We start from the raw sequence: 21,550 nt of genomic DNA, 5'->3' as shown, positions 1-21,550 counted from the left end.
TACCCTATTCTCTACTCCCTACTCCCCACTCCCCATTCTATGACGCATTAATTATTGGTAAAAAAAGAGGCAAATTACTTACCGCATCTATAATTGAATTTGATTTGTTATTCAACGCATACGCGTAAAACTAATTATGACAGGTAAAGGACAAGGATTCGGCTTTGGCTTAGGAAAAATGAAAGAATTGGCTGACGCTTTTAAGAAAGCGCAGCAAGTTCAAGAAGGCGCAAAGCGACTCCAAGAAGAATTGGAGCAAATGGAGATTCTAGGAGAATCTGGCGGTGGCCTGGTGAAGGTGATTGTCAGTGGTAACCAAGAACCCAAGCGAGTAGAAATTTCTCCAGATGCTTTAGGAGAAGGTGCAGAAGTACTTTCTGATCTGGTGACAGTGGCCATGAAAGAAGCCTATAACAAATCCACAGCAACAATGCGGGAACGTATGGAAGAATTGACCAGTGGACTAGAACTTCCTGGATTTTAGTCATTTGTCATTGGTCATTGGTCAAATGACTTTTGACTCATGACAAAGGACAAAAAATATCTATGGCTTACAAGTTGCTATTTGTCTGCTTAGGTAACATCTGCCGATCGCCATCGGCAGAAAACATTATGAATCATCTAATTGAGCAGGCTGGCTTGAGCGATCGCATCCTCTGTGACTCAGCTGGTACATCTAGCTATCACCTTGGTAGTCCACCTGACAGACGCATGAGTGCTGCGGCTGCTACAAAGTTGGGAATTAAACTAAGTGGTCGAGCACGCCAGTTTCAAAAGTCAGACTTTCAAGACTTTGATTTAATTTTAGCGATGGATCAAGAAAATTATGAGAACATCCTCACTCTTGATCAAACTAAGCAGTATCAGCATAAAGTGCGTTTGATGTGCGAGTTTTGCTCTCGATACACCTTGAAGGAAGTTCCAGATCCCTATTACGGTGGTCAAGAGGGATTTAATCGGGTTATTGATTTACTGATCGATGCTTGTGAAGGTCTGCTGACAAAAGTTAGGAGTTAGGAGTTAAGAGTTAAAAATTAGGAGTTTTAATTCCTCACTCCTGTACAGACGCGATTAATCGCGTCTCTCCTCCTCACTTTTTTATTCCACCAAACCATGCTTTATCGCAAAACGCACTAATTCCGCTCGGTTGCTGGTTGAGGTTTTTCTCAATAAACTGCTAACATACTTTTCCACGGTGCGAGGACTCAGGTGTAGCTGATGACCCATTTCGGCATTAGAAAGACCATGAGTCAATAACTCTAAAACTTCCTGTTCTCTATGAGTTAGGGATGAGTGCAAGTGGGATTTCTGAATTTGAGTGGAAAGAGAATTATGGGCATCCACGGCTTTTGTCGAAGCGGAAATGCCCAAACTCTCTTTATGAGAAAACCGATACTCCGATTGAATAATTTGCGATCGCTCCAAAAGATTGCGGATTGCTGCTGCTAACTCTTCCAGTTCAAAAGGTTTGGGTAAGAATAAATCGCACCCTGACTGGTAGCCCAAAATTCTTTCCTGGGTCTTAGTTCGGGCTGTTAATAAAATTACAGGTAATAACCGAAACACTGGTTGTTCACGTACCCGACGTACTAGTTCATAGCCATTCATCTGTGGCATCACAATATCCGTGACAATCAAATCTGGATGATGCTTATCCACCATAACCAAAGCCTCTTGACCGTCATTAGCCGTAATCACTGAGTAGCCAGACAGTTCAAGATAGTCACTAACAGACAGGCGAGTGCCCAAATCATCATCCACTACAAGGATCGTCAAGGGCATGGACAATACACCCCTAGCATTTTTTTACTCAGAAATTTGCTTTTACGCGCTTCATCAGTGAACACAGACAATAATAATATTCTTATGTTTCATACTATGACAGGATTCCCACCTAATGATGTTTTTAGGGATGATTTATAAAGAAAATCTTAAATCCTTAAAAAAGGTTAAAGAAGTGTAACTCACCTTTGACTCGCTCTCTTTGGGAGGCATAGAAAGCTTTGTCGTTTGTAACAACTCATCAATAAAGCACGGTAAATACTACCATAGTATAAATTAATATTAACTTAATAAATAATTTACTAAAAGCTAAGTAGGGATAAATATCTGTTATTTTTTGTCCTTTGTAATTAATTTTTATCTAATCACTAATGATTATTGGCATCATACCAATTCTTTGTGAAACTACACAAAATCAAGTTAGGTAAGACTTAGGGCTTAAGCCTCAAGTCTTACCTAACTCACAGGTAATCGGTATCATATAACTTAAAGTTCCCAGAAAACTCTTAATTGTGAACTAATAAAAGCTAAATTAGTGATATACAGTTCATAATTTATAGCGCTTCTAAGATACAGCCTATAATTAACAAAAAATCTAAATAATTTTTTAGGTACATTTAAAGCACACAAAATTATCAATGAGCGACAAGAGCGACAGTTACAAAGTTATTAGCGACAACCGCCAAGCCCGTTATTTGTATGAAATTCTAGAAACTTACGAAGCTGGAATTGAGTTGACAGGAACCGAGGTTAAGTCGATTCGTGCGGGTAAAGTCAATCTCCAAGATGGCTATGCTTTGCTTCGCAATGGTGAAGCATGGTTGATCAATGTCCACATCTCGCCTTATAACGCTAGTGGACAATATTTTAATCATGAACCACGGCGTACACGGAAGCTGCTGTTGCATCGTAAAGAACTCCGCAAGCTAATTGGCACAGTTGAACAGCAGGGTTTAACTTTAATTCCTTTGAAAATGTATCTCAAACGTGGCTGGGTAAAAGTGAGTATAGCCCTTGGTAAAGGTAAAAAGCTCCACGACAAGCGAGAAGACCTGAAACGACGCCAAGACCAGCGTGACATTCAACGGGCAATGAAAAACTATTGAGCGTCAGCACCAGATGGCGGAAGTCAAAAATCAAAAGTCAAAAGGCTTATAGGGCAGACTTTTTGGCGATTTGGAATAGGTGGTTTATTTACGCCTTACTGTACTATTGGTCTATCGCATTAAACTTGATAAGTTCGTAGTAAGCATTTCAGTGCTTAAAAATCCAGGACTAAAGTCCTTACTACGAACTTTTTCACCCCTCAGAATTAATGTGATAGACCATTAGAGTGAGAAATGAATTGCTCTAAAAAGTATGTTGTACGTCCACAGCGTGAGTTGCGAAAATTCCTAGTTTATAGCCGCAGATTGATTTTCTTAAAGTTGAGAATTGATAAAGTGGTGAGTAACTTCGGATGGCATAAGGAATTGTCACAAATTATGAAAAATAATTTCATTAGAGCTATTGGTGCTGGCGTTCTCACTTTGAGTATGGGAATTTTACCCTTAACTCTATCCGCACAAGCTCAAACGACAACTGACCCCGGAGCCAATACTGGGTCAGGAACGACCACTTACAATAATGATCGCAACAATGATCGCAACGGTTTTGATTGGGGTTGGCTAGGATTAATTGGTCTAGCTGGTTTGGCTGGTTTGGGTGGTAAAAAGAGTGAGAACCAACCTACTGCTTACCGCGACCCTAATGCTCCAAGCGCCACTACCTACAGAGATTAGTACCGCAAGGCGGAAGTCAAAAGGAGCCAGCCAGGGTGTTGGGCGGCTCAAGAGCGCTGTTCGCGCAGCGTTTCACCTTGGGAGAAGCAACTGCCTCTCAAAAGTCAAAAGGCTTTAATTCTTTAGTGCTTTCTGGTTGAACGAAATAGTAGGTTTATTTCCGCCCACCTGTACTAGACAATAGAAAATTCATTAAATTGTCAGTTGTTCTGTAAAAAACAACTGACAATTTAATCATGTTAGTTTACTGTTGGTTCTGAGTTAGATGAATTTGTCTGGTTTTGAGCTAGGGGTGTCCAATAGCTAGCAATTAAGGCAACTATGAGCCACCAGAGGGTATTAACTTCAGGACGATACCAGACAGTATCTACGGTTCCATGAGCTAGCATCCCCAACAAAATAGCCATCGCTCCAATTAACCAAAATCCTTCTACACTTCTCAATCGTCTCAGTCGTCGCATTTGTAGAAATGCTGTATTAAATGTGACAATTATTAGCCAGAAAAAGCAGGCTAAACCAACAAAGCCAGTTTCTACAGTCACTTCAAACAAAATCGAATAGGCACTCAAAGCAGTGTAACGAGGGCGTTGGTAAAGAGGATAAACTTGATTAAAAGAGTTGTGTCCTGGGCCAATGCCAAAAATTGGGCGATCGCGAATCATCTCGAAAACAGCATCCCAGACATTTCGGCGAAAATTATTACTGCTATCTTGACGGTCAGCAAAAATACTCAACACTCGTAGACGTACTGGCTCTACAAATATCACTGCTAGCACCAATACCCCGATCAAACCTCCCAAGACAATCGGTAGCGACCAGGTACGCCAAAAAGGAGGCATTTCCACGCTTTTCCAATAAACTAGCAATGCCATCACAGCTAAAATTGCCACCACTAGTCCAATCCAACCGCCACGACTAAAAGTGAGGATCAGGCAAGCACTATTGACAATTAACATTGTTAATGCTAGGGCTTTTTTGATCCAGCTTTGCCATGCAAAAATTGCCACTAAGCTAAAAATTACTGCTGGTAAGAGGTATCCAGCTAATAAGTTGGGATTGCCTAAATAACTGTAGACTCTGGTAGTTTTAGACAGAGGAGATTCTGGATCAACCCAAGTTGCCAGTGCTGTGGCTCCAAAAAACCATTGCCGCAAACCATATACGCTGACAATTAACGATACGTGTAGGTAAACGATGATAATCCAAGACCGGAGGCGAGGCGACCTCAGTATCCTGGCACAAAGGGCAAATAGCAGCAAATACAAGGTTAACGTTGCCAAGTCGTTAAGTGCCGCCTTTTTCACTGGTGATAATGCCGTTGCGATTGCGGCAACCCCCCAGTAGAGCAATACCAGTAGGTGAATGGGAGTGACTGAGGAGACATTTGCTGGTGTTGCTTCATCAGATAAAGTCAACAACAGCCAAAATGCTACACAAGCCACCAGCAACAAGCCTATCAATGTACTCGAAGCAAAAGGTGCAAGCGCATATACTAAACTGAGTAAAGCAGCTGCTATCGCATCTCCCCACTGAATCAAGACGCTGGTTTGCCGCCAAGAACTTAACAGTCCCACCAGAAAACGATGTACGTAACTGGTAGCAAGGTATTCTTTGAGCGGGAAAGATGATAAAGTAAATCGTTGCCAGACTAAATTCATAAAAAACATTGCGATCAATTAGCCTGCCGACGCAGAACTTGGAATTGATCATAATGCCTATGGCTATAAAAAGGTAATAACGAAAATTGCAGTTTAGTGATGATGCTCTTACTCATAGCGATCAGCCACCACCTGTAATCTTAAGCACTTCAGCTAATACTAAGTGAAGATAGCCCTAAATTAACCCTTCACCTAGTTAGTACATAAGAAAGCATTAATTTGTATTTCCCTATTATCTGTAATCTGTATGTTCCCTACTAGCTGTAATCAAACATCGTTAATTGCTTGCGAAGGAGTTGCTAATTGCAGTGGCAAAGAAAGCACATAACGATATCCTGATTCTGGTGAACCTTGAATCAAAATTTGTCCACTATGCAATTCTGCCAGTTGACAACTCAGCAACAGACCCAAACTTTCACGAGAGATATTTCCATGTGATTTAGCTAAATTTATACCTGAACTAGCAGCAAAGAAATTTGAGTGATTCGCACTCAAGTTTTTTGAATTATCCACTGCTACTGATGAAATATCTCCTTGCTCCTGGTTTTGTCCATGAGTATTGTAAGTTGCTACTTCACCTGTTAGCTCCAGCAGCGACAAAGAATTGAGACGGAAGTAGGGATCAACTTCAGTAATACCGTCTCCTAGCCAAGGGTGGGAAACCCAAATAGTAATGTTGAGCGTATCTTCCTTGTAAGAAACATGAATACGAACAATGCTACCTGTAGCCGAAAGTTGAATCACACTGAAAACCAGGTGATAGAGGATTTGCCGCACCTTGTCTTTATCTAAAGGCCAAATGCGAGTGCGTCCCGGTTCTATAGAGAGGCGAATATCTTGTTCGCGGCGATTAGCCGCTTCTTCAAGGGTATTGATAGCTTGTTGACACAGCATTTCGATATCCACAGGAGCTATATTTAGCGCAGTTGAATTTTCATCCATAGCTCCTAGTTCGGTAATTTCGTTTACTAAAGAAAGTAAGTACCGACCACTATGTTGGATAATTTCCAAATATTCTCTCTGCTTAGTCGTCAAAGGCCCATAAATCTCACGTCCTAAAACACTAGCCATACCAAGTACAGATGTTAAGGGCGTGCGTAACTCCTGAGTTAGCTGATCTAAAAGTTCCAGTTTCAGTTCCTTGGTAGAAACAGAGCCGCTATCTGTAGTGGCTGGGGTGATTTTAATTTCAGTATTCCGTTCGTCATTGATTGAAAATATCGGAGCGATTACGGGTGTACTTGATTCGACTCTCCGTTGTAGAAGTCGGTTACGTTCAAATTCACTCATGCTCCAACGAGCTATAATTTGTAAAAATTCAATGTCTCGGTTTGTAAAATTGCGCGGCACTAAATCTATAACCGCCAATGCACCTAAACAATGCCCCTCAGCATCAATCAGTGGCGCTCCTAAGTAAGCACGAATACCATAATCCTGCACTAACTTGCTGCTAGCAAGTACTGGGTCTGTCAGGTTATGCGTATCATTAATTACAAATACTTGAAGACTTTCTACTACTTGAGTGCAAAAGGATTCCCGACGTGACAGTTGGCGGCTTTGTGCTAAATGATTCATTAGCCCCAGCCTAGATAAGCCCACCGCCGACTTGAACCAGTGACGTTCTTGATCCACAAATCCCAATATGGAAATTGGTGCTTCCAAAAAGTGGGCAGCAGTCTGTGTGGCTTCTTCAAAAACCGGAATCGTCTCTGGTTGCCGCAAACCTAAATCTGACAAAGCTTTAAGGCGTTGTTGTTCTCTTGATTCATGAGAGTCCCAACCATCCTTTAGAGCAAATAATTTATTTTCAGGCTCTACCATTGCCACTGCTACCTTAATAATTTCTCGATACTGTAATTGATATAAGCCCTATTCTGGGTTATCAATTGCTATTTTTAAGCATTCCCTAATTTTGCCTCTGACAAACAAATTTGGAGCAAAAATTTTTTATCTCTTACATTAAGTGGGTTACTGGTGCTGAATATTCTTTATTTAAGGCTGGTGTAACCTTTGTTGCTTGGGATTTTACAGCCAGACTGCGTTAGATTTGAATTCAGCCAGGGTAAGCTAATGCTAAGGATACAATGCAAAGGGGCTGTCATTTTTTATGCACAGAAGGAAAAATTCTGACTCGGATATTAAAAGTAAATTTACTGATCAAATTAAAATCTTGTATCTTTTCTAGCAATAATTACTTATAACAGCTAGTATTTATGGCTCACAATCCTAGATAGTTTATAGAAGTCTCGATTCAAGAGATTAAACCTATTACAATTTTATCCTGAAAATTGTGTAGGGTTTTTATTTTTTCCATGCGAGTAAATATTTTTTTGAGGACAATTGGTAATGAATAAAATGACCATTAGAGTTCCTTTTGTAGACTTGAAGTTACAACACGAACCAATTCAAACGCAATTGCAACATGCAATCCAATGTGTATTGGAACAAGGAGATTTTATTTTAGGGCAAGCAGTCTCAGATTTTGAAGCAGCATTTGCGGCAGCGTCTGGGGCAGCTTATGGAGTTGGTGTTGCATCAGGAACAGATGCGATCGCTCTCGGTTTGCAAGCGTGTAATATTGGCGCTGGTGATGAAGTGATTTTACCAGCAAACACTTTTATAGCAACCTTGATTGGGGTACAACGATCTGGCGCGAAGCCAATTCTGGTAGATTGCGATCGCCAAACAGCTTTAATTGACTTAAAACAAGCAGCAAAGGCAATTACGCCTCATACCAAAGCAATTATTCCTGTGCATCTCTATGGTCAAATGGTATCACCACATGAACTATTGAACTTTGCCGATACCTACAAACTACTAATTTTTGAAGATGCTGCACAAGCGCACCTCGCCCAAAGAGACGGATATCACGCTGGTTCAGTCGGAATAGCAGCAGCTTTTAGTTTCTATCCCAGCAAGAATTTGGGAGCATTTGGGGATGGAGGAATGCTGCTAACACGAGATTCAGATGTAGCTCAGAAGATGATGCGCTTGCGAAATTATGGTGCATCGCAAAAGTATTTTCATACTGAACCAGGTACAAATAGCCGCTTGGATACTTTACAAGCAGCAGTCTTGCACCAGAAATTACCATATTTGCCACAATGGAACCGCGATCGCTTGACGATTGCCCAGCAGTATGATGAAGAACTAGCACCCTTGGCAACTGCTGGTATTATCCCTATGGAAAACCAAAGTGATACAGGCCATGTGTATCACCTTTATGTCATTAGAGTTGATGATTCTTGCCCCATAGAACGCCAGCAACTCCAAGAAAAACTTACAGATGTAGGAATCCAAACTGGCATTCATTACCCAATTCCTTGTCATCTCCAACCAGCATTCACCAACTTAGGTTATCAGCCTGGAGATTTTCCTCAAGCAGAAAAACTGTCAAAAGAAATATTATCATTACCGATGTATCCTGGTTTGACCAGTAGCCAAGTTAAAGAAGTTGTAACAGCGATCGCTCATGCAGTCTCAACTTCTAAAACAGATAAACGCTCTCATGCTGACCTTGGTAGCGTGATAGCCTGAAGTTAATTCATACCTAATGTGCATCTAACAATTAGACATTAGTCATTTGTGCTTTGTCTCAAATTAATCACCAATGACTAATGACCAATGACTAATGACCAAAGTTTTTGAATTACTGAAAATCATGGTACTACCGCAACAGGTTAAAAACAGAAACGCCTCAGAATTATTAAATCTAGCTATTTTAGGCGTTTTGCTGCTGCTTTATGCTCCTATATTGCTACATTGGTTGGATGGTTGGCTGAACAAAAATATCAGTACAGAACACGAATATTTCAGCCACGGGATTATTGGTTTACCATTTGCGGCTTATCTGGGCTGGATGAACCGGAAAAAGTGGAAACGTTTACCAGATACCATCCATCCTTTGGGCCCTGTTTTGTTGTTATTCGGGGCAGTGTTTTATCTTAGTGGTGTTACAGAGTGGGTTAACCTTTCCTTGCCCGTTATACTGGCAGGATTATGCTTGTGGTTTAAGGGAATACCAGGTTTGCGATCGCAAGGGTTCCCTCTGATACTAGTATTTTTGGCAACCCCAACGGCAGTACCCTATCTCATTGCTCCCTATACCTTGCCCCTTCAAAGCTTTATCGCTGGCACAGCAGGCTTTATACTGAATCAATTTGGTATGGACGTAACCGTAGATGAGATAAATCTCTACGTGGGAGGACGAATTGTAGAAGTTGCTCCCTATTGTGCAGGGCTGAAAATGTTGTTTACTACTCTCTACGTCGGCTTGATGCTGCTTTATTGGACAGATGCTTTGTCTTCACGTCGCACAGTTATAACGTTTTTATCTCTTGCTGCGATCGTTAGTACTTGTGCCAATATCATTCGTAATACTTTACTAACTTTCTTTCACGGCACAGGTCAAGAAGCGGCTTTTAAATGGCTACATGATGGTTGGGGTGGCGATCTCTATTCAGCTTGTATGCTGGTGTCATTAGTGCCCTTACTGAATTGGATTAATAGCTATTTTTCAGAATCTTTGGAAACTCAACAAGAAGGGGAAAGTCATTAGTCATTTGTCATTTGCATTGATCATTTGTCAAGAGTTAAAAATTCTTCCCCTGCTTCCCCTACCTCCCCTGCCCCCTGCCCCCTGCTTTTTCTCTACTAATAAATATTACTGAACTCATGGTGTGATTTTATGAAGTAAAATTTTGCCTAAGTATTATAAATATTACTACTGATGATTTCTTTCTCTAAGTTTTTTAAGAAAAACCAATTGAGCCAGGTGGCAGCACTTTTGTTATTGCTACTCTTGTTGGCGATAGGAGGGGTTCCCGGATACCTGACAGGACAATGGCAATGGAAACAGCCGCCACCTGTCAGTACCCTCAAGGAGTTAAAACAGATCCGCAAGACTGGGTTAGCCCTTCCTGGTTGGCAAACTATTGAACAAGTAGAACAGCAAATTGGCGAACATAAATGGTCTTTGCAGGTTCTTAAAAAAGAAGGTTCCGAATCCCAGGCAATCTTGCTTTTGCTGCCGCAAAATGGACCTATGGATCAACCAGAGGTAGAGTGGACAGACGTTAACGGCTGGGGAAGATCACGCTGGGGAAAGTGGGATATAGCTCAATATCGTTCTGCTGAATTTACTGTAAAACCGTCTGCAAAGTTGACATCTAAGGTTGAAACAAAAGTAAAAGCTAGGTTCTTTCGCGCTGTGACACCACAGCAAACGTTCGCTGTCTTGCAATGGTACGCTATGCCAGACGGCGGAAATCCATCACCTTTCCACTGGTTCTTGGTAGATCAATTGGCCCAGTGGCGTAAGCAACGCACTCCTTGGGTGGGGGTGAGTATTCTGATTCCAATAGAACCTTTGGGGCAGGTAGAAACATCTTGGCCTTTAGCACAGTCTATTGGAGAAACAGTACAAGCTAAATTAATAGCAGACTCTTTGTAAAGTCTGTTACATATGCATTTGTACAAAATTCTTCAGTTGTATCTCTATAATCACGTTTAGGTTAAAAATATGAAGTTATAAATTAGAATTGGTAAAATTTTTCTACTTTTTGCTGGTAAAATACTCGCAGATAAAAGAAACGTTTAGGATATTTTTAGAGTAAAATTACCACTCGGCGCAACTAATTTTTATCTCAGTTTTCCTGCACCGATGTTCATAGATCAAAGTTCTTATATGCGTGCATTCAGCGCCCTGTGTTTTGTCAGTCTTCAAGTAGGAGTTTTTTTAACAGCACCTATCCAGCTTGTTGTTGCCCAGCCTTTTCCACCTCAAGGACAATTACCAAGGCAACCCCCTGCGCCTGTGCCAGGTACTGAGGTTGTACCTTTAGGTGCAAATGACGAAATTTCTCCCCAACTCAGCCGCTATCTCTTGGGGCCGGGAGATGCGATTGGTGTTGTGCTTCAGCGTCCTCCTGGGCCGTACCGTTTAGGAATAGGAGATGGAATTAGCGTTTCGGTGCAGCGCTTTCCAGATTTGAGCTTTCAAGCTTTAATCAACCCAGAAGGTAACATTGTGGTGCCGCTACTGGGAAAAGTTTCCTTACAAGGTTTGACTTTGGAAGAAGCTCAAGAAAAAATTCGCTTGGGTTTAAATCGTTATGTGGTTGATCCAGTAATAGTTTTAGCCTTGGCAACGCAGCGTCAAGACTTAAGTTTTCAAGCTGTAATTAGTCCAGAAGGCAACATCGTAGTGCCACAAGTGGGAACGGTGTCATTACAAGGCTTAACTTTAGAAGAAGCTCAAGAAAAAATTCGCTTGGGTTTAAGTAGTATTTTACCCGATCCAATCGTAGTAGTATCCCTGGCAGGAACGCGACCAGTTCAAGTTACCATTAGTGGAGAAATATTTCGACCTGGAATTTATCCGATTAATTCAACAACACCCCGCGTTGCTGATGCCTTACTAATATCTGGTGGTTCAACTTTAAATGCAGACCTGCGACAAGTGCAAGTACGCCGGAAGTTAATCGATGGTTCTGTGATTTCACAAACTATTGATTTATATGCAGCACTGCAAAATGGCGGTTCAATCCCTAATTTACGCTTACAAGACGGAGATGCGATACTCGTCCCCCGTCGTGAAGTTGGTAATAATGACGATTATGACCGTAATTTGGTAGCACGTTCATCCTTGGCTACACCACAGATTAGAGTCCGGGTTTTAAACTACGCTGCTGGAGGTCTTGCCATTCAAGCACTACCTAACGGGAGTACCTTTGTAGATGCTTTGGGAGGAGTAAATCTCGACACTGCTAATCTCCGAGATATCGCTCTGGTTCGCTTTGATCCTGAACAAGGTAAAGCTGTTACCCAGAAACTTGATGCGAAAAAAGCTCTAGGAGGCGATGCATCTCAAAATGTCGCCCTTCAAGATAATGATGTTCTTGTTGTTGGTCGGAACCTCATCGGTAAAATTACTAATTTCTTGACTACCATTACTCAACCCTTCTTCAATGTCCAGTCCTTTCTCCGATTTTTTGACGACTTCGGTGGCAGGCGAAATTAGTAACTCTCACCTCTTCGCTGATTGTTACCGGATGTGAAAGAGGAGAAACTGAGAGTGACAAATATAAAGCTGATAACTAATAACTGATTCTATATGCCCTTGCCATGACTCCACCAATTGTTAAACGCTATCTTATTGCTTTTGAAAAATACAAGTGGATTGGACTAGCTAGTTTTGGTTTAGTCGTAGTGGGGTCAACGGTAGTGGCTATGCAGCCAGAACCACAGACTAACTACATAGCATCTGCCGCACTTACCTATGCTGGTCCACCAGTTTCTTTCTCTGCAACTGGTAGTCAAATCCAACAGCAAGGAAAGGAACTAAATGAGGATGTTTTATTATCAAACCAGATACTTGCGACAGTGGCAGAGAAAGTAAATGTCAAACCGCAACAACTTGGTTCAAGTGTTGTCCTTTCTTTACCTAAAAAAAATCCCAAGACTGGAGAATTAGAAACGAGTATCTTTGAACTGACATATGTAGATAGTGACCCCAAACGAGGCATAGAGGTCTTGACTGAATTGATGCAATCAATGATTAAGTTGAGCAGTGACATCAATACTGGGCGATTACAAGCAATTATTGAAAAGGTTAACGAGCGCTTACCACAAGCTAAACGGGAATTGCAAATTGCCGAAAAGAAGCTGGAACAGTACGATCGCATAGAGCGAACGGCAATATTAGCAGCGGAGAACGGCAGCTTGCTAAATGGCATTACTAACAGCCAAAATCTCCAACGGCAAATTCAATTAACTATTTCTGGGGTTGATGGTCAAGTTAAAAGTTTACAAAATAAGTTAGGCTTAACAGTCGGACAGGCTTATATTTCTTCTGCTTTGAGCGCTGATCCAATTATTGGCAATTTGCGATCGCAAATTTATCAAAGTGAGTCGCAAATCGCCGTACTCAGGAAAGATTTACGACCGGAACACCCAACGATGGTTCAATTGCTGCGTCAGAAACAAGCTGCTGAGGAATTGTTGCAACAACGGGCTGCGGAAGTATTAGGTGGCGATGGAACGGCGGCTCCGCTTCAGGGTAGTGTTGCAGGTATTCGCGCCCAAAGTAGCTTAGATCCAGCCCGCCAGCAGTTGGCAAACCAAATGGTGTCTTTGCAAACCCAACGGGAGACGCTGCAACAACAACTAACGCAAGAAATACAACAAGAAGCGCGACTACGGCGAGAGTATTCTCTAATACCCAATAAGCAGTTAGAGCGATCGCGTTTAGAACAAGAGGTAGGGCTTAAAAAAGCCATCTATGACCAAATGCAGGCGAAGCTAACCGATGCTAAAACCGCAGAGGCAGAAACTACCAGCAGCCTTAGCATTGCCAGACGCCCCACAGTCGCTGTCGATCTTAACCCCCCCAAGAGTGTACCCATTATCCTTGCTGTGGGTGGTTTATTAGGTGTGCTAATTGGTGGTGGGGTGATATTTTTGTTAGGAGCGCTGGAAGGTACTTTCAAAACCAGGGAGGATATCCGCGAGAGCCTCAAGCAACGAGAAGTGGCACTGTTGGGAGAATTGCCTTTAATGCCAGTTGATGATTTGCCTCAAGATGCAGTGCCTGTAGTACTTTCTGCTGATTCTCCTTATTTAGAATTTTATGAGAAATTCCGTAGTAATCTGCGCCGGATTGGTGGTAAAGCCTTAAAGGTGGTGTTGATTACTAGCACCAGTAACCTAGAGGGTAAAACGGCAAGTGCTTATAACTTGGGTGTAGCTTCAGCTCGTGCTGGTAAAAGAACCTTGATTATTGAAACAGATTTGCGATCGCCTTCCCGTTGTGCATCACTGAATGTAATTCCTGACCCCGACGCCACTATTGAACCCCTGCGTTATTACGCTAACTTAAGTGAATGCATTCGTTTAGTTCCTCATGTAGAGAATTTATATATCATACCCAGCCCTGGCCCTGTGCGGCAATCCGCCGCTATTCTTGAATCTAGCGAAATGCGCCGCCTGATGGAGGATGTCCGCGAACGTTTTGATTTAGTTATTTTAGATACTGGTTCCCTCAGCATATCTAATGACCCTTTGTTAATCCAACCCTACAGCGATGGCATGGTACTTGTGGCGCGACCAAACTATACACAAGAGAACATGTTAGGTGAAGCTATTGATCAATTGGTTGAATCGGAACTGGGGTTATTGGGGGCAATTATCAATGGCACTGATATCATTGTTTCTTTACCTGAACAAATCGTAGAATCATCAACATTTACATCTAAAACAGAAGAATCAGAAGAACTTTCAGCAAGTGCCAACAAAAACTAATATATTTCCCAATTGACATCTCCCCCGATTGAAAATCGGGGGATTCTAAACTGATGTTGCTACGGGGTCTAAAAGACCCACTACGCAACCTTTGCGATATGATTTATTTAATCGCGTAAACAAATCAAATCGTTGTGGCACTGTCAAAGATGCCCTACCCACCTTGGCTAAGTCTAACCCTAGCTGTGTGGCTACTTTTCTCATGATGTTGGCAGTTCCATTGCAATCTGCATTGACAATGAAGCCATCACGACTTTTGTACAAACCTCGTTCTATCCGTTTCCCTGAAGCTTTCCACCCTTCCGGCTTTTCGCCGTGTTTGGGCAGGGAGTCGCAATCAAGAAACGATGCCTTACTGGTATATGCCTCTTCAGTAATTGTCAAAGTAATCCCGTATTCCGGGCAAAGTTGTTTAAGTCGCTCAATTAATCGGCTGGTGGGAATAACTACAAAATTCTGGTTATTTCTTTTTCCCATGTTCGAGCTTTGCTTCTGTCCAGTATTCCAACCAATAACAATGTTGCCAACTCGGTCGTTAAGGCATTGGTTGATAATGAATCTAGCAGCCTTATTAATTGCATCTCGCATCTGATTATTCCGTTTGCGTTGCACTCTATCAAGGTTGGAATCCCAATAAAAATCTGACTTTCCTTGCTTGTATTTAGCAACTAAACGGGAATATCCTTGATTCAATGATCTAAGCTTACGTCCATCAATAATCAAACTTTTCCCACGAGTTGAAACGCCTGTCAGCCAATTAGATCCACCGTGGTCAAAACTCCATGCTTGCGTGTAATCTAACTGGGGATTATTTTCTATCGGTTCTTTGCCATCCTCAATTACCCAATCAATCCATAATTGCCCAAAGTTTGGTCGTACTGTTACTTCTTTAACCCAGTCAGAATCAATAAAATCTGGGAGATATAACTTAATCTCAGTCAGTAACTCCGGTTTGCTTTCTTTGCTGATTGAAGGCTTAAAGTATCCCTCATTAAAACTTAGAGCCTGACGCGGAAACGTAACAGCAGATAGACCTCCCTTCTTACGATATTTTGGCAAAGATGGTTTATCGACCTCACCGTTGTAATAAGCTTTGACTAATCCGTTATAAGCTGTAATCGACTCACCTACGGACTTTAATGTTTGCTGTGCTGATTGAGCAGCCATTGCTTTGTAATGCACACTCTGCTTGAGAATTAAATCTAGTTCTGGGTAAGTTGTGCTGCATCTGTAAGTTTTCCAGCCACTACGTAAATCATCGCCACGCCAATAAGTAGTAAAAGCATTGCCATTTTCTTGTAGTTTGGCGTAATGAATTTTCTTTGTTTCGTACAAGGCACAATTTATCAAGCTATTAGCATTCTCACACTGATTTAACCAAAAGGCTGTTTCTTCATCATTGAATTTAGCTCTAATTGAACAGGTTTTATACACTTGTTTTTACCTCCTTTGTATTTTAGTATAATTGTTGTCAGAACCTAGGTCAACAACATTTAATTAGTGGCTAAACTATCACCATCAGACTACGAATACAGGCGCACAAGTGGCTCAGTTTCATCCCTGAACTACCATTTTGTATTTGTTCCTAAACGGCGAAAAGCTGTCCTAATAAAAGAAGTAGCACAGCGTTTACAAGAAATTATATTAGAATTAGTAGTTGAGCATGGGTGGAGACTTATCGTATTAGAAATAATGCCAGACCATGTTCACTGTTTTGTGAATGTCCCAACGCATGAATCACCTGCTGATGTAGCAAGATGGATCAAGGGAAGGGCATCTCATCATCTAAGACGCGAATTCCCGCACCTGAAAAAACTTCCTTCCCTCTGGAGTCCTACTTACTTTGTTGCTTCAACTGGCGCAGCAAGTACAGAAGTTGTGAGAAAATATATTGAGAATCAAAAAAGCAATTAAAACTAAAATGCCTGATAAATCAGGCGGATAGCTTTCATCCCCCGGCTGAAAGCCGGAGGTTCTCAGCATAGGTACGATAGGGAATAGTTTTGAATTGCTTAGTACAGCTTTGAGTAAAATCGTGGTGAATCGAGGGGGAAATTTCAACGCAGAGGATACGCAGACGATTGATAGGTAGCAATTGTTTCGCTAATGATTTCGGAAATTTTGTACTTAGTCCTGCCTAAACAACCCAAATAGGGGAGCGAGAATTATCCCAAAAGCAAAACCACCAATGTGTGCCCAGTAGGCAACTCCACCAGTTTCCACGCTCATGTTAGCGGCTGTTTGCAGGGTAACAAGACCGGAAATTACATTTTGCACAATAAAAAGTCCAATTATTACTAGTGCTGGCACTCTAATTGTGGTGATGAAAAACCCCAAAAATACTAGGGTCATGACTCTAGCTTGGGGAAAGCGGATAATGTAAGCACCTAGAACACCAGAAATTGCACCACTTGCTCCCAAGGAAGGAATCTCAGAATTCATGCCAATAAACCATTGACACAAGGCAGCTAAAGCACCACACGTTAAATAAAAAATTAGATATTTAACATGACCCAATCGATCTTCAATATTGTTGCCAAAAATCCAGAGAAACAACATATTCGAGATTAAGTGCCACCAACCACCGTGTAAAAATTGCGATGTAAATAACGTTATCCACTCTCCACTCGAATTGGTGGTTAACTGTTGAGGTATTACTGCATACTCACTTAAAAACTGATTCAATTGTACATTTGACGATGCATTTAACAGCCTCACCTCGTGAAGAAAAACTAAAATATTCATGCCAATTAACCCGTAGGTGAAATACGGGGTGGCTCGCGTCGGATTTTCATCGTAGAGGGGAAACACAAATGTTTTTCCTAATTTATTCACTAACTGCAATATAGCTTTTGACATACTCCCCCGAATGCGCTCGCGCTTTATTCGGGGGATTCTAGCTTCAAACAGCAATTGCAGGCATAGCCTGTCTGACATTGCCTAAGCCAACCATTGATGCCCCAACGGATTGAATGTTTTTAGATGCGTTGTCATCACGTCCATTAATCGACTGACAACTTGGACAACGCCACTCTCTGACCGATAAATCTAGAGGATCTATTACGTGTCCGCAACAAGAACAAGTTTTACTAGAAGGATACCACTGGTCGATATAGACCACAAGTTTCCCTTTCTTTTTTGCTATCCATTCCAGAATATTCAGAAAGTCTTGAAATGCTAAATCGCTAATTTTTCTTCCCCACAAACGTTTCATGCCCTTGAGGTTAAGCGTCTCAAAGCAAAGAACGTCAAATCTATTAGTTAGGGATAAAGCTAATTTCCAAAACCAATCAGTTCTGCGGTTGGATATGTCTTCATGGGCGCGTACCAAGTTCTTCCTTGCTCGTTCCCGGTTAGAAGATCCTTTCAACTTCTGAGAGTGATGCCTGTTTGCTTTTTTAATGACATTGAGTGATTGCTTGAAGAATTGGGGAGAAACAATAGTTGTACCATCTGAGCAAGTGAGGAATGTCTTTAGCCCAAAATCAAATCCTGCTATTTTACCAGTCGTGAGTCTGATTCCTGGCTCATCAATGCTATCAACGACAACGACCAAAAACAACTCACCTAGCGGTGTGCGTTTAATGGTCAAAGTCTTAACTTTTCCTTCTACCTCTGTGGAGTTCCAATATTGATAAACTCGGCTCCCTATCTTGACCCGATTACCACCTAAGAATTTATAACCTGCTTGTTTTAAAGTGAATGACTTGTACTTTTTAACTTTCTTGAAATTCGGCGGTCTTACCCCTTTTTTATGATGTTTGAAAAATAACTGGTAGGCTTTCTCAATGCGTTGGCAAATATCCTGCACTGCCTGAGAACCCACGGACTGCCAAAACTCTTTGCGCTTACGTAGCTTGGCGATATGAGCTTGAAGTTTAGCACAGTTCAAATGTTTGCCCCAGCGACGGTAATACCGCTTGTGCAGGGCAATACAATGATTATAAATAACTCCAGCAGCATTGATACTAGCTTTGAGGTATTTATTGCGCTTGTGACTGTATAGTTTAAACTTCAAGGTTTTCATATAGGTATGATACCATTTATCATGTAGATAATCAATACTCATCTACATAAAAACTGTATACAATCATTACAATCATGCGTTGTGGATTAGCGACTGTTCACTTGGTTTGGATACCATGTAGACGCAGGAGGGTATTTGCCAACAAGGAAGACTTGAAGCTTCGTTGTATTCAAATATTCCAGTCTGTCGCTAATGATAACAAGTGGGTGATTAAAGCCTTAGAAATTGCGCCAGATCATATACATCTATTAGTAGAGTATGACCCGCATCATTCAATTGCTCAAGTCGTGAAAGCATTTAAAGGGCGATCTTCAAGGTATCTGAGAAAGGAGTTTCCAGAATTATTAAAACTTCCTAGTCTGTGGACACACTCTTATATGTTTGATACGACTGGGAAAATTAGTACTCAAAGAGTTTTGGAATACATTAACGATCCTCATCATGGCTGAATGAATTCAGCCGTTCGCTTATATCCCCCGGTTTCCAACCGGGGGCTTTACGCATCACATTTGTAAGGCTAGCAGTTGCGAAGCTTAGATAATTTCACAAAAGCTTCGCTGAACGGCACGGAAGGCACTTGGCAATAGATGCGTGGAGGAAGTGCCAACGGCGAATTAATTCGCCGTCAACATTATCCGTGATGCGGGTCTTCAATATATCTTTTAATTACGTCTGCTGAAACCTGCCCAGCAGTAGAGTAAAAATAGCTATTTGTCCACAGGCTAGGCAATTTCAATAATTGTGGAAACTCTTTACGCAACATATAAGATGATCGTCCCTTAAATGCTTTTACTATCTGGTTAATAGCAATATCTGGCTGATGTTCTACAAATAAATGGATATGATCGGGAGCGATTTGAACTATTCAAAAGAATAAGCATTATCAAGCTTTGTATTCAGATACAGCACAGCAGACATTAACTAGTGTGGCTGAATCTTTTAAGTCTTACATTGGTTTAGTTAAGGGGATAAAAAAAGGGACAGTTACTCAAAAACCAAAACTACCTAACTACAGGTTATCTGGAGGTTTAGCCTTAGCTACCTTTACAGGGCGTTCTCTAAAATTAAAGGATGGGATGCTCAGATTTCCATTAGGTAGCTTAGTAAATATCTGGTTCGGTGTCGATTCTTTTTATCTACCTATGCCTAAAAACTTAGATTTTAAAACTATCAGGGAAGTTAGAATACTGCCAAGAAATAGATGCTTTTATGCCGAGTTTGTTTACAAGATAGACACAACAAAAGTTTCGCTTGATAAATCTAAAGTCTTGGGAATCGGCCACGGCATAGATAACTGGTTAACCTGTGTTTCTAATGTCGGAACATCTTTTATTGTTGATGGGTTGCATCTTAAAAGTATTAATCAGTGGTATAACAAGTCAGTTGCCAAAATAAAAGAAGGGAAAATCCAAGGCTTTTGGTCTAACAGACTTGCAGCAATTACTGAAAAACGTAATCGTCAGATGCGAGATGCTGTTAACAAAGCGGCTAGAATTGTAATTAATCATTGCATAGACAATCGAATTGGTTCAATCGTTTTTGGTTGGAACGAAGGGCAAAAAGACGGTGCTAATATGGGTAAAAAGAACAATCAAAAGTTTGTTCAAATCCCTACAGCTAGGTTGAAAAAGCGTATTGAGCAACTATGTGAACAGTACGGTATTGAATTTATTGAAACTGAAGAGAGTTATACCTCTAAGAGTTCGTTTATCGATAATGATGTTCTACCTACATTTGGCGCGAAACCCGAAGGATGGAAAAGCGGTGGCATTCGGATAACAAGAGGTCAATTTCAAACCTCAACTGGAATCAAAATAAATTCAGACTGCCACGGGGCAATCAACATAATCAAAAAAGTAGCTGCGATATTTAAGTTTGACTTAAGTGGAGTAGGTAGAGGTTGTTTAAGTCAGCCTAAGAAAGTTCGATTGTGGACTCTTCAGAAATCCCCGCGCATTTATGCCGGGGAAGCTTAACTATTTAATTAATTAGTCTGATTGAAAGCTCTGATGATACTCTGAAAATTACTGATACCAAGCTTCTTCCTTTGATTTATCGTTAAACAAACCCAACAGTGGGCCGAGAATTGCTCCAAAGATAAAACCGCCTGCATGGGCCCAGTAAGCAATACCGCCGCTTTCCATACCGATGTTGGTACGTGTTTGCAGACTAGCAAGCCCGTAGAAAGCTTGTTCAAGAAACCAAAATCCCAAAAAGAAATATGCCGGGACGCGGAAAGTCGGGAAGAAAAACCCTAAAGGCACTATGCCGAGAACTTCGGCGTTGGGAAAGCGGAGAATGTATGCTCCTAAAACGCCTGCGATCGCACCACTTGCACCTAAAGAAGGAATGCTAGAATCTTGAGCGAAGAACCACTGCGTCAAGGATGCCAAAACACCACAAGATAAATAAAACAGTAAATATTTGGCATGGCCTAACTTATCTTCAACGTTGTTACCAAAAATCCAGAGAAACAACATATTACCTGCTAAGTGCAAGAAACCACCGTGTAAAAATTGTGAGGTAATTAAAGTTGCCCACTCTGGCACTGGTTGATGTAGAGAGACACCACCAAAGCTTAAAGTCAGTTCTCGTGGTACTACAGCCGCAAGGCGTAGAAACCCATTTAATGCTTGGGGGGGAAGATTTGCTTCATAAAGAAAAGCGAGGACATTAGCAGCAATCAGCCCATAAGTTACATAAGGCGTGATTTTTGTCGGATTATTATCTCTAATGGGAACCACGAGCGTTTTTTCCTGATTTTAAGACAGCAGTATCACAATACTAATTTTTGTAAGTAGTTTCTTCTACCCCGTGGATGGATCTCGCTTTCACTAAGTAATTAATTAGTATTTATATTATTAGGACTTACGCAAAATATCTCTCAAACTCTGATTTCTCCGTGTCCTCTGCGCCTCTGCGGTTCGTTATTCCGTAACTCGTGCGTAAGTCCTAATTATGTATGAGCCATTGATCATGTAATAAACGTACACTTATACAAA

Annotated in this window: 18 protein-coding genes and 2 pseudogenes; 12 read left to right on the top strand and 8 right to left on the bottom strand. The window is 41.3% G+C overall.

The window, feature by feature from the left end; translation table 11 throughout:
• The first annotated feature begins 136 nt into the window (after nt 1-136).
• Together LC608_RS12865 and LC608_RS12860 are read left to right on the top strand one after the other, a co-directional pair.
• Nucleotides 137-484 (top strand): YbaB/EbfC family nucleoid-associated protein, encoded by a 348-nt coding sequence (locus LC608_RS12865; RefSeq protein WP_100900466.1) that lies wholly within the window; start codon nt 137-139, stop codon nt 482-484.
• 62 nt (nt 485-546) lie between these two features.
• Nucleotides 547-1,017, top strand: coding sequence for a low molecular weight protein-tyrosine-phosphatase (locus tag LC608_RS12860; RefSeq protein WP_229553924.1), 471 nt, complete (start codon nt 547-549; stop codon nt 1,015-1,017).
• Nucleotides 1,018-1,098: 81 nt separating this feature from the next.
• Here the strand turns inward: LC608_RS12860 and LC608_RS12855 are convergent, their stop codons facing one another.
• Nucleotides 1,099-1,782, bottom strand: coding sequence for a response regulator transcription factor (locus LC608_RS12855; RefSeq protein WP_229553923.1), 684 nt, complete (start codon nt 1,780-1,782; stop codon nt 1,099-1,101).
• A 638-nt stretch (nt 1,783-2,420) separates the two neighbouring features.
• Here LC608_RS12855 and smpB point away from each other — a divergent pair.
• Both smpB and LC608_RS12845 read left to right on the top strand, forming a co-directional pair.
• Complete coding sequence (gene smpB / locus LC608_RS12850; RefSeq protein WP_100900463.1) at nt 2,421-2,888, top strand: SsrA-binding protein SmpB; 468 nt, start codon at nt 2,421-2,423, stop codon at nt 2,886-2,888.
• A 378-nt stretch (nt 2,889-3,266) separates the two neighbouring features.
• The gene (locus LC608_RS12845; protein ID WP_229554096.1) at nt 3,267-3,563 is read left to right on the top strand and encodes a WGxxGxxG family protein; all 297 of its coding nucleotides are present in this window, start codon (nt 3,267-3,269) and stop codon (nt 3,561-3,563) included.
• Between the two features lie 239 nt (nt 3,564-3,802).
• On the opposite strand, the gene LC608_RS12840 is transcribed toward LC608_RS12845, so the two are convergent.
• Both LC608_RS12840 and LC608_RS12835 read right to left on the bottom strand, forming a co-directional pair.
• Nucleotides 3,803-5,221 carry an IctB family putative bicarbonate transporter gene (locus LC608_RS12840; RefSeq protein WP_229553922.1) on the bottom strand — a complete coding sequence of 473 codons (1,419 nt, stop codon included), beginning with the start codon at nt 5,219-5,221 and terminating at the stop codon, nt 3,803-3,805.
• A gap of 267 nt (nt 5,222-5,488) precedes the next feature.
• The gene (locus tag LC608_RS12835) at nt 5,489-7,042 is read right to left on the bottom strand and encodes a GAF domain-containing sensor histidine kinase (RefSeq protein ID WP_229553921.1); all 1,554 of its coding nucleotides are present in this window, start codon (nt 7,040-7,042) and stop codon (nt 5,489-5,491) included.
• 525 nt (nt 7,043-7,567) lie between these two features.
• On the opposite strand from LC608_RS12835, the gene LC608_RS12830 reads away from it, so the two are divergent.
• The 5 genes from LC608_RS12830 to LC608_RS12810 all read left to right on the top strand — a co-directional run bounded on the left by LC608_RS12830 (nt 7,568) and on the right by LC608_RS12810 (nt 14,521).
• On the top strand, nt 7,568-8,758 hold the full coding sequence (locus LC608_RS12830) for a DegT/DnrJ/EryC1/StrS aminotransferase family protein (RefSeq protein ID WP_229553920.1): 1,191 nt from the start codon (nt 7,568-7,570) through the stop codon (nt 8,756-8,758).
• 124 nt (nt 8,759-8,882) lie between these two features.
• Nucleotides 8,883-9,779, top strand: a complete 897-nt coding sequence (crtB, locus tag LC608_RS12825) for a cyanoexosortase B (protein ID WP_229554095.1) — start codon at nt 8,883-8,885, stop codon at nt 9,777-9,779.
• Between the two features lie 171 nt (nt 9,780-9,950).
• Nucleotides 9,951-10,673 (top strand): cyanoexosortase B system-associated protein, encoded by a 723-nt coding sequence (locus LC608_RS12820; protein ID WP_229553919.1) that lies wholly within the window; start codon nt 9,951-9,953, stop codon nt 10,671-10,673.
• A 210-nt stretch (nt 10,674-10,883) separates the two neighbouring features.
• The gene (locus LC608_RS12815) at nt 10,884-12,242 is read left to right on the top strand and encodes a polysaccharide biosynthesis/export family protein (RefSeq protein WP_229553918.1); all 1,359 of its coding nucleotides are present in this window, start codon (nt 10,884-10,886) and stop codon (nt 12,240-12,242) included.
• A gap of 104 nt (nt 12,243-12,346) precedes the next feature.
• Nucleotides 12,347-14,521 (top strand): tyrosine-protein kinase domain-containing protein, encoded by a 2,175-nt coding sequence (locus LC608_RS12810; protein ID WP_229553917.1) that lies wholly within the window; start codon nt 12,347-12,349, stop codon nt 14,519-14,521.
• A gap of 45 nt (nt 14,522-14,566) precedes the next feature.
• On the opposite strand, the gene LC608_RS12805 is transcribed toward LC608_RS12810, so the two are convergent.
• A complete protein-coding gene (locus LC608_RS12805; protein ID WP_229553916.1) occupies nt 14,567-15,955 on the bottom strand; it encodes an RNA-guided endonuclease TnpB family protein in 1,389 nt (462 codons plus the stop codon).
• Nucleotides 15,956-16,021: 66 nt separating this feature from the next.
• Between LC608_RS12805 and tnpA (LC608_RS12800) the strand changes: the two genes are divergently transcribed.
• On the top strand, nt 16,022-16,435 hold the full coding sequence (gene tnpA, locus LC608_RS12800; RefSeq protein ID WP_229553915.1) for an IS200/IS605 family transposase: 414 nt from the start codon (nt 16,022-16,024) through the stop codon (nt 16,433-16,435).
• A gap of 213 nt (nt 16,436-16,648) precedes the next feature.
• Here tnpA (LC608_RS12800) and LC608_RS12795 read toward each other — a convergent pair whose 3' ends face one another.
• Both LC608_RS12795 and LC608_RS12790 read right to left on the bottom strand, forming a co-directional pair.
• Complete coding sequence (locus LC608_RS12795) at nt 16,649-17,332, bottom strand: rhomboid family intramembrane serine protease (protein WP_229554094.1); 684 nt, start codon at nt 17,330-17,332, stop codon at nt 16,649-16,651.
• A 91-nt stretch (nt 17,333-17,423) separates the two neighbouring features.
• Entirely contained in the window at nt 17,424-18,548 is a 1,125-nt protein-coding gene (locus LC608_RS12790) for a transposase (RefSeq protein ID WP_229554093.1), read from the bottom strand.
• Nucleotides 18,549-18,594: 46 nt separating this feature from the next.
• Here LC608_RS12790 and tnpA (LC608_RS12785) point away from each other — a divergent pair.
• Nucleotides 18,595-18,997, top strand: a pseudogene (gene tnpA, locus LC608_RS12785) (IS200/IS605 family transposase).
• A gap of 182 nt (nt 18,998-19,179) precedes the next feature.
• Here tnpA (LC608_RS12785) and tnpA (LC608_RS12780) read toward each other — a convergent pair.
• A pseudogene (tnpA, locus tag LC608_RS12780) lies at nt 19,180-19,410 on the bottom strand (IS200/IS605 family transposase); the annotation flags it as partial.
• Between the two features lies 1 nt (nt 19,411).
• On the opposite strand from tnpA (LC608_RS12780), the gene LC608_RS12775 reads away from it, so the two are divergent.
• Nucleotides 19,412-20,524: a transposase gene (locus LC608_RS12775; protein ID WP_308189871.1), complete on the top strand. Its 1,113-nt coding sequence runs from the start codon at nt 19,412-19,414 to the stop codon at nt 20,522-20,524.
• A gap of 48 nt (nt 20,525-20,572) precedes the next feature.
• Here the strand turns inward: LC608_RS12775 and LC608_RS12770 are convergent, their stop codons facing one another.
• A complete protein-coding gene (locus LC608_RS12770) occupies nt 20,573-21,292 on the bottom strand; it encodes a rhomboid family intramembrane serine protease (RefSeq protein WP_229553913.1) in 720 nt (239 codons plus the stop codon).
• Between the last annotated feature and the right edge of the window lie 258 nt (nt 21,293-21,550).

This window comes from Nostoc sp. XA010 (assembly GCF_020829625.1).
In the GTDB taxonomy this organism is placed as follows: Bacteria; Cyanobacteriota; Cyanobacteriia; order Cyanobacteriales; family Nostocaceae; genus Nostoc.
This window is presented reverse-complemented; position numbering and strand designations above follow the sequence as displayed.

What these genes read in the sequence shown, in the direction of transcription:
- LC608_RS12840 (WP_229553922.1), bottom strand. Translation starts at nt 5,221, where the DNA reads ATGAATTTAGTCTGGCAACGATTTACTTTATCATCTTTCCCGCTCAAA.
- LC608_RS12830 (WP_229553920.1), top strand. Translation starts at nt 7,568, where the DNA reads ATGAATAAAATGACCATTAGAGTTCCTTTTGTAGACTTGAAGTTACAA.
- LC608_RS12815 (WP_229553918.1), top strand. Translation starts at nt 10,884, where the DNA reads ATGTTCATAGATCAAAGTTCTTATATGCGTGCATTCAGCGCCCTGTGT.
- LC608_RS12835 (WP_229553921.1), bottom strand. Translation starts at nt 7,042, where the DNA reads ATGGTAGAGCCTGAAAATAAATTATTTGCTCTAAAGGATGGTTGGGAC.
- LC608_RS12860 (WP_229553924.1), top strand. Translation starts at nt 547, where the DNA reads ATGGCTTACAAGTTGCTATTTGTCTGCTTAGGTAACATCTGCCGATCG.
- LC608_RS12820 (WP_229553919.1), top strand. Translation starts at nt 9,951, where the DNA reads ATGATTTCTTTCTCTAAGTTTTTTAAGAAAAACCAATTGAGCCAGGTG.
- LC608_RS12810 (WP_229553917.1), top strand. Translation starts at nt 12,347, where the DNA reads ATGACTCCACCAATTGTTAAACGCTATCTTATTGCTTTTGAAAAATAC.
- LC608_RS12855 (WP_229553923.1), bottom strand. Translation starts at nt 1,782, where the DNA reads ATGCCCTTGACGATCCTTGTAGTGGATGATGATTTGGGCACTCGCCTG.
- LC608_RS12845 (WP_229554096.1), top strand. Translation starts at nt 3,267, where the DNA reads ATGAAAAATAATTTCATTAGAGCTATTGGTGCTGGCGTTCTCACTTTG.
- crtB (WP_229554095.1), top strand. Translation starts at nt 8,883, where the DNA reads ATGGTACTACCGCAACAGGTTAAAAACAGAAACGCCTCAGAATTATTA.
- LC608_RS12790 (WP_229554093.1), bottom strand. Translation starts at nt 18,548, where the DNA reads ATGAAAACCTTGAAGTTTAAACTATACAGTCACAAGCGCAATAAATAC.
- LC608_RS12865 (WP_100900466.1), top strand. Translation starts at nt 137, where the DNA reads ATGACAGGTAAAGGACAAGGATTCGGCTTTGGCTTAGGAAAAATGAAA.
- smpB (WP_100900463.1), top strand. Translation starts at nt 2,421, where the DNA reads ATGAGCGACAAGAGCGACAGTTACAAAGTTATTAGCGACAACCGCCAA.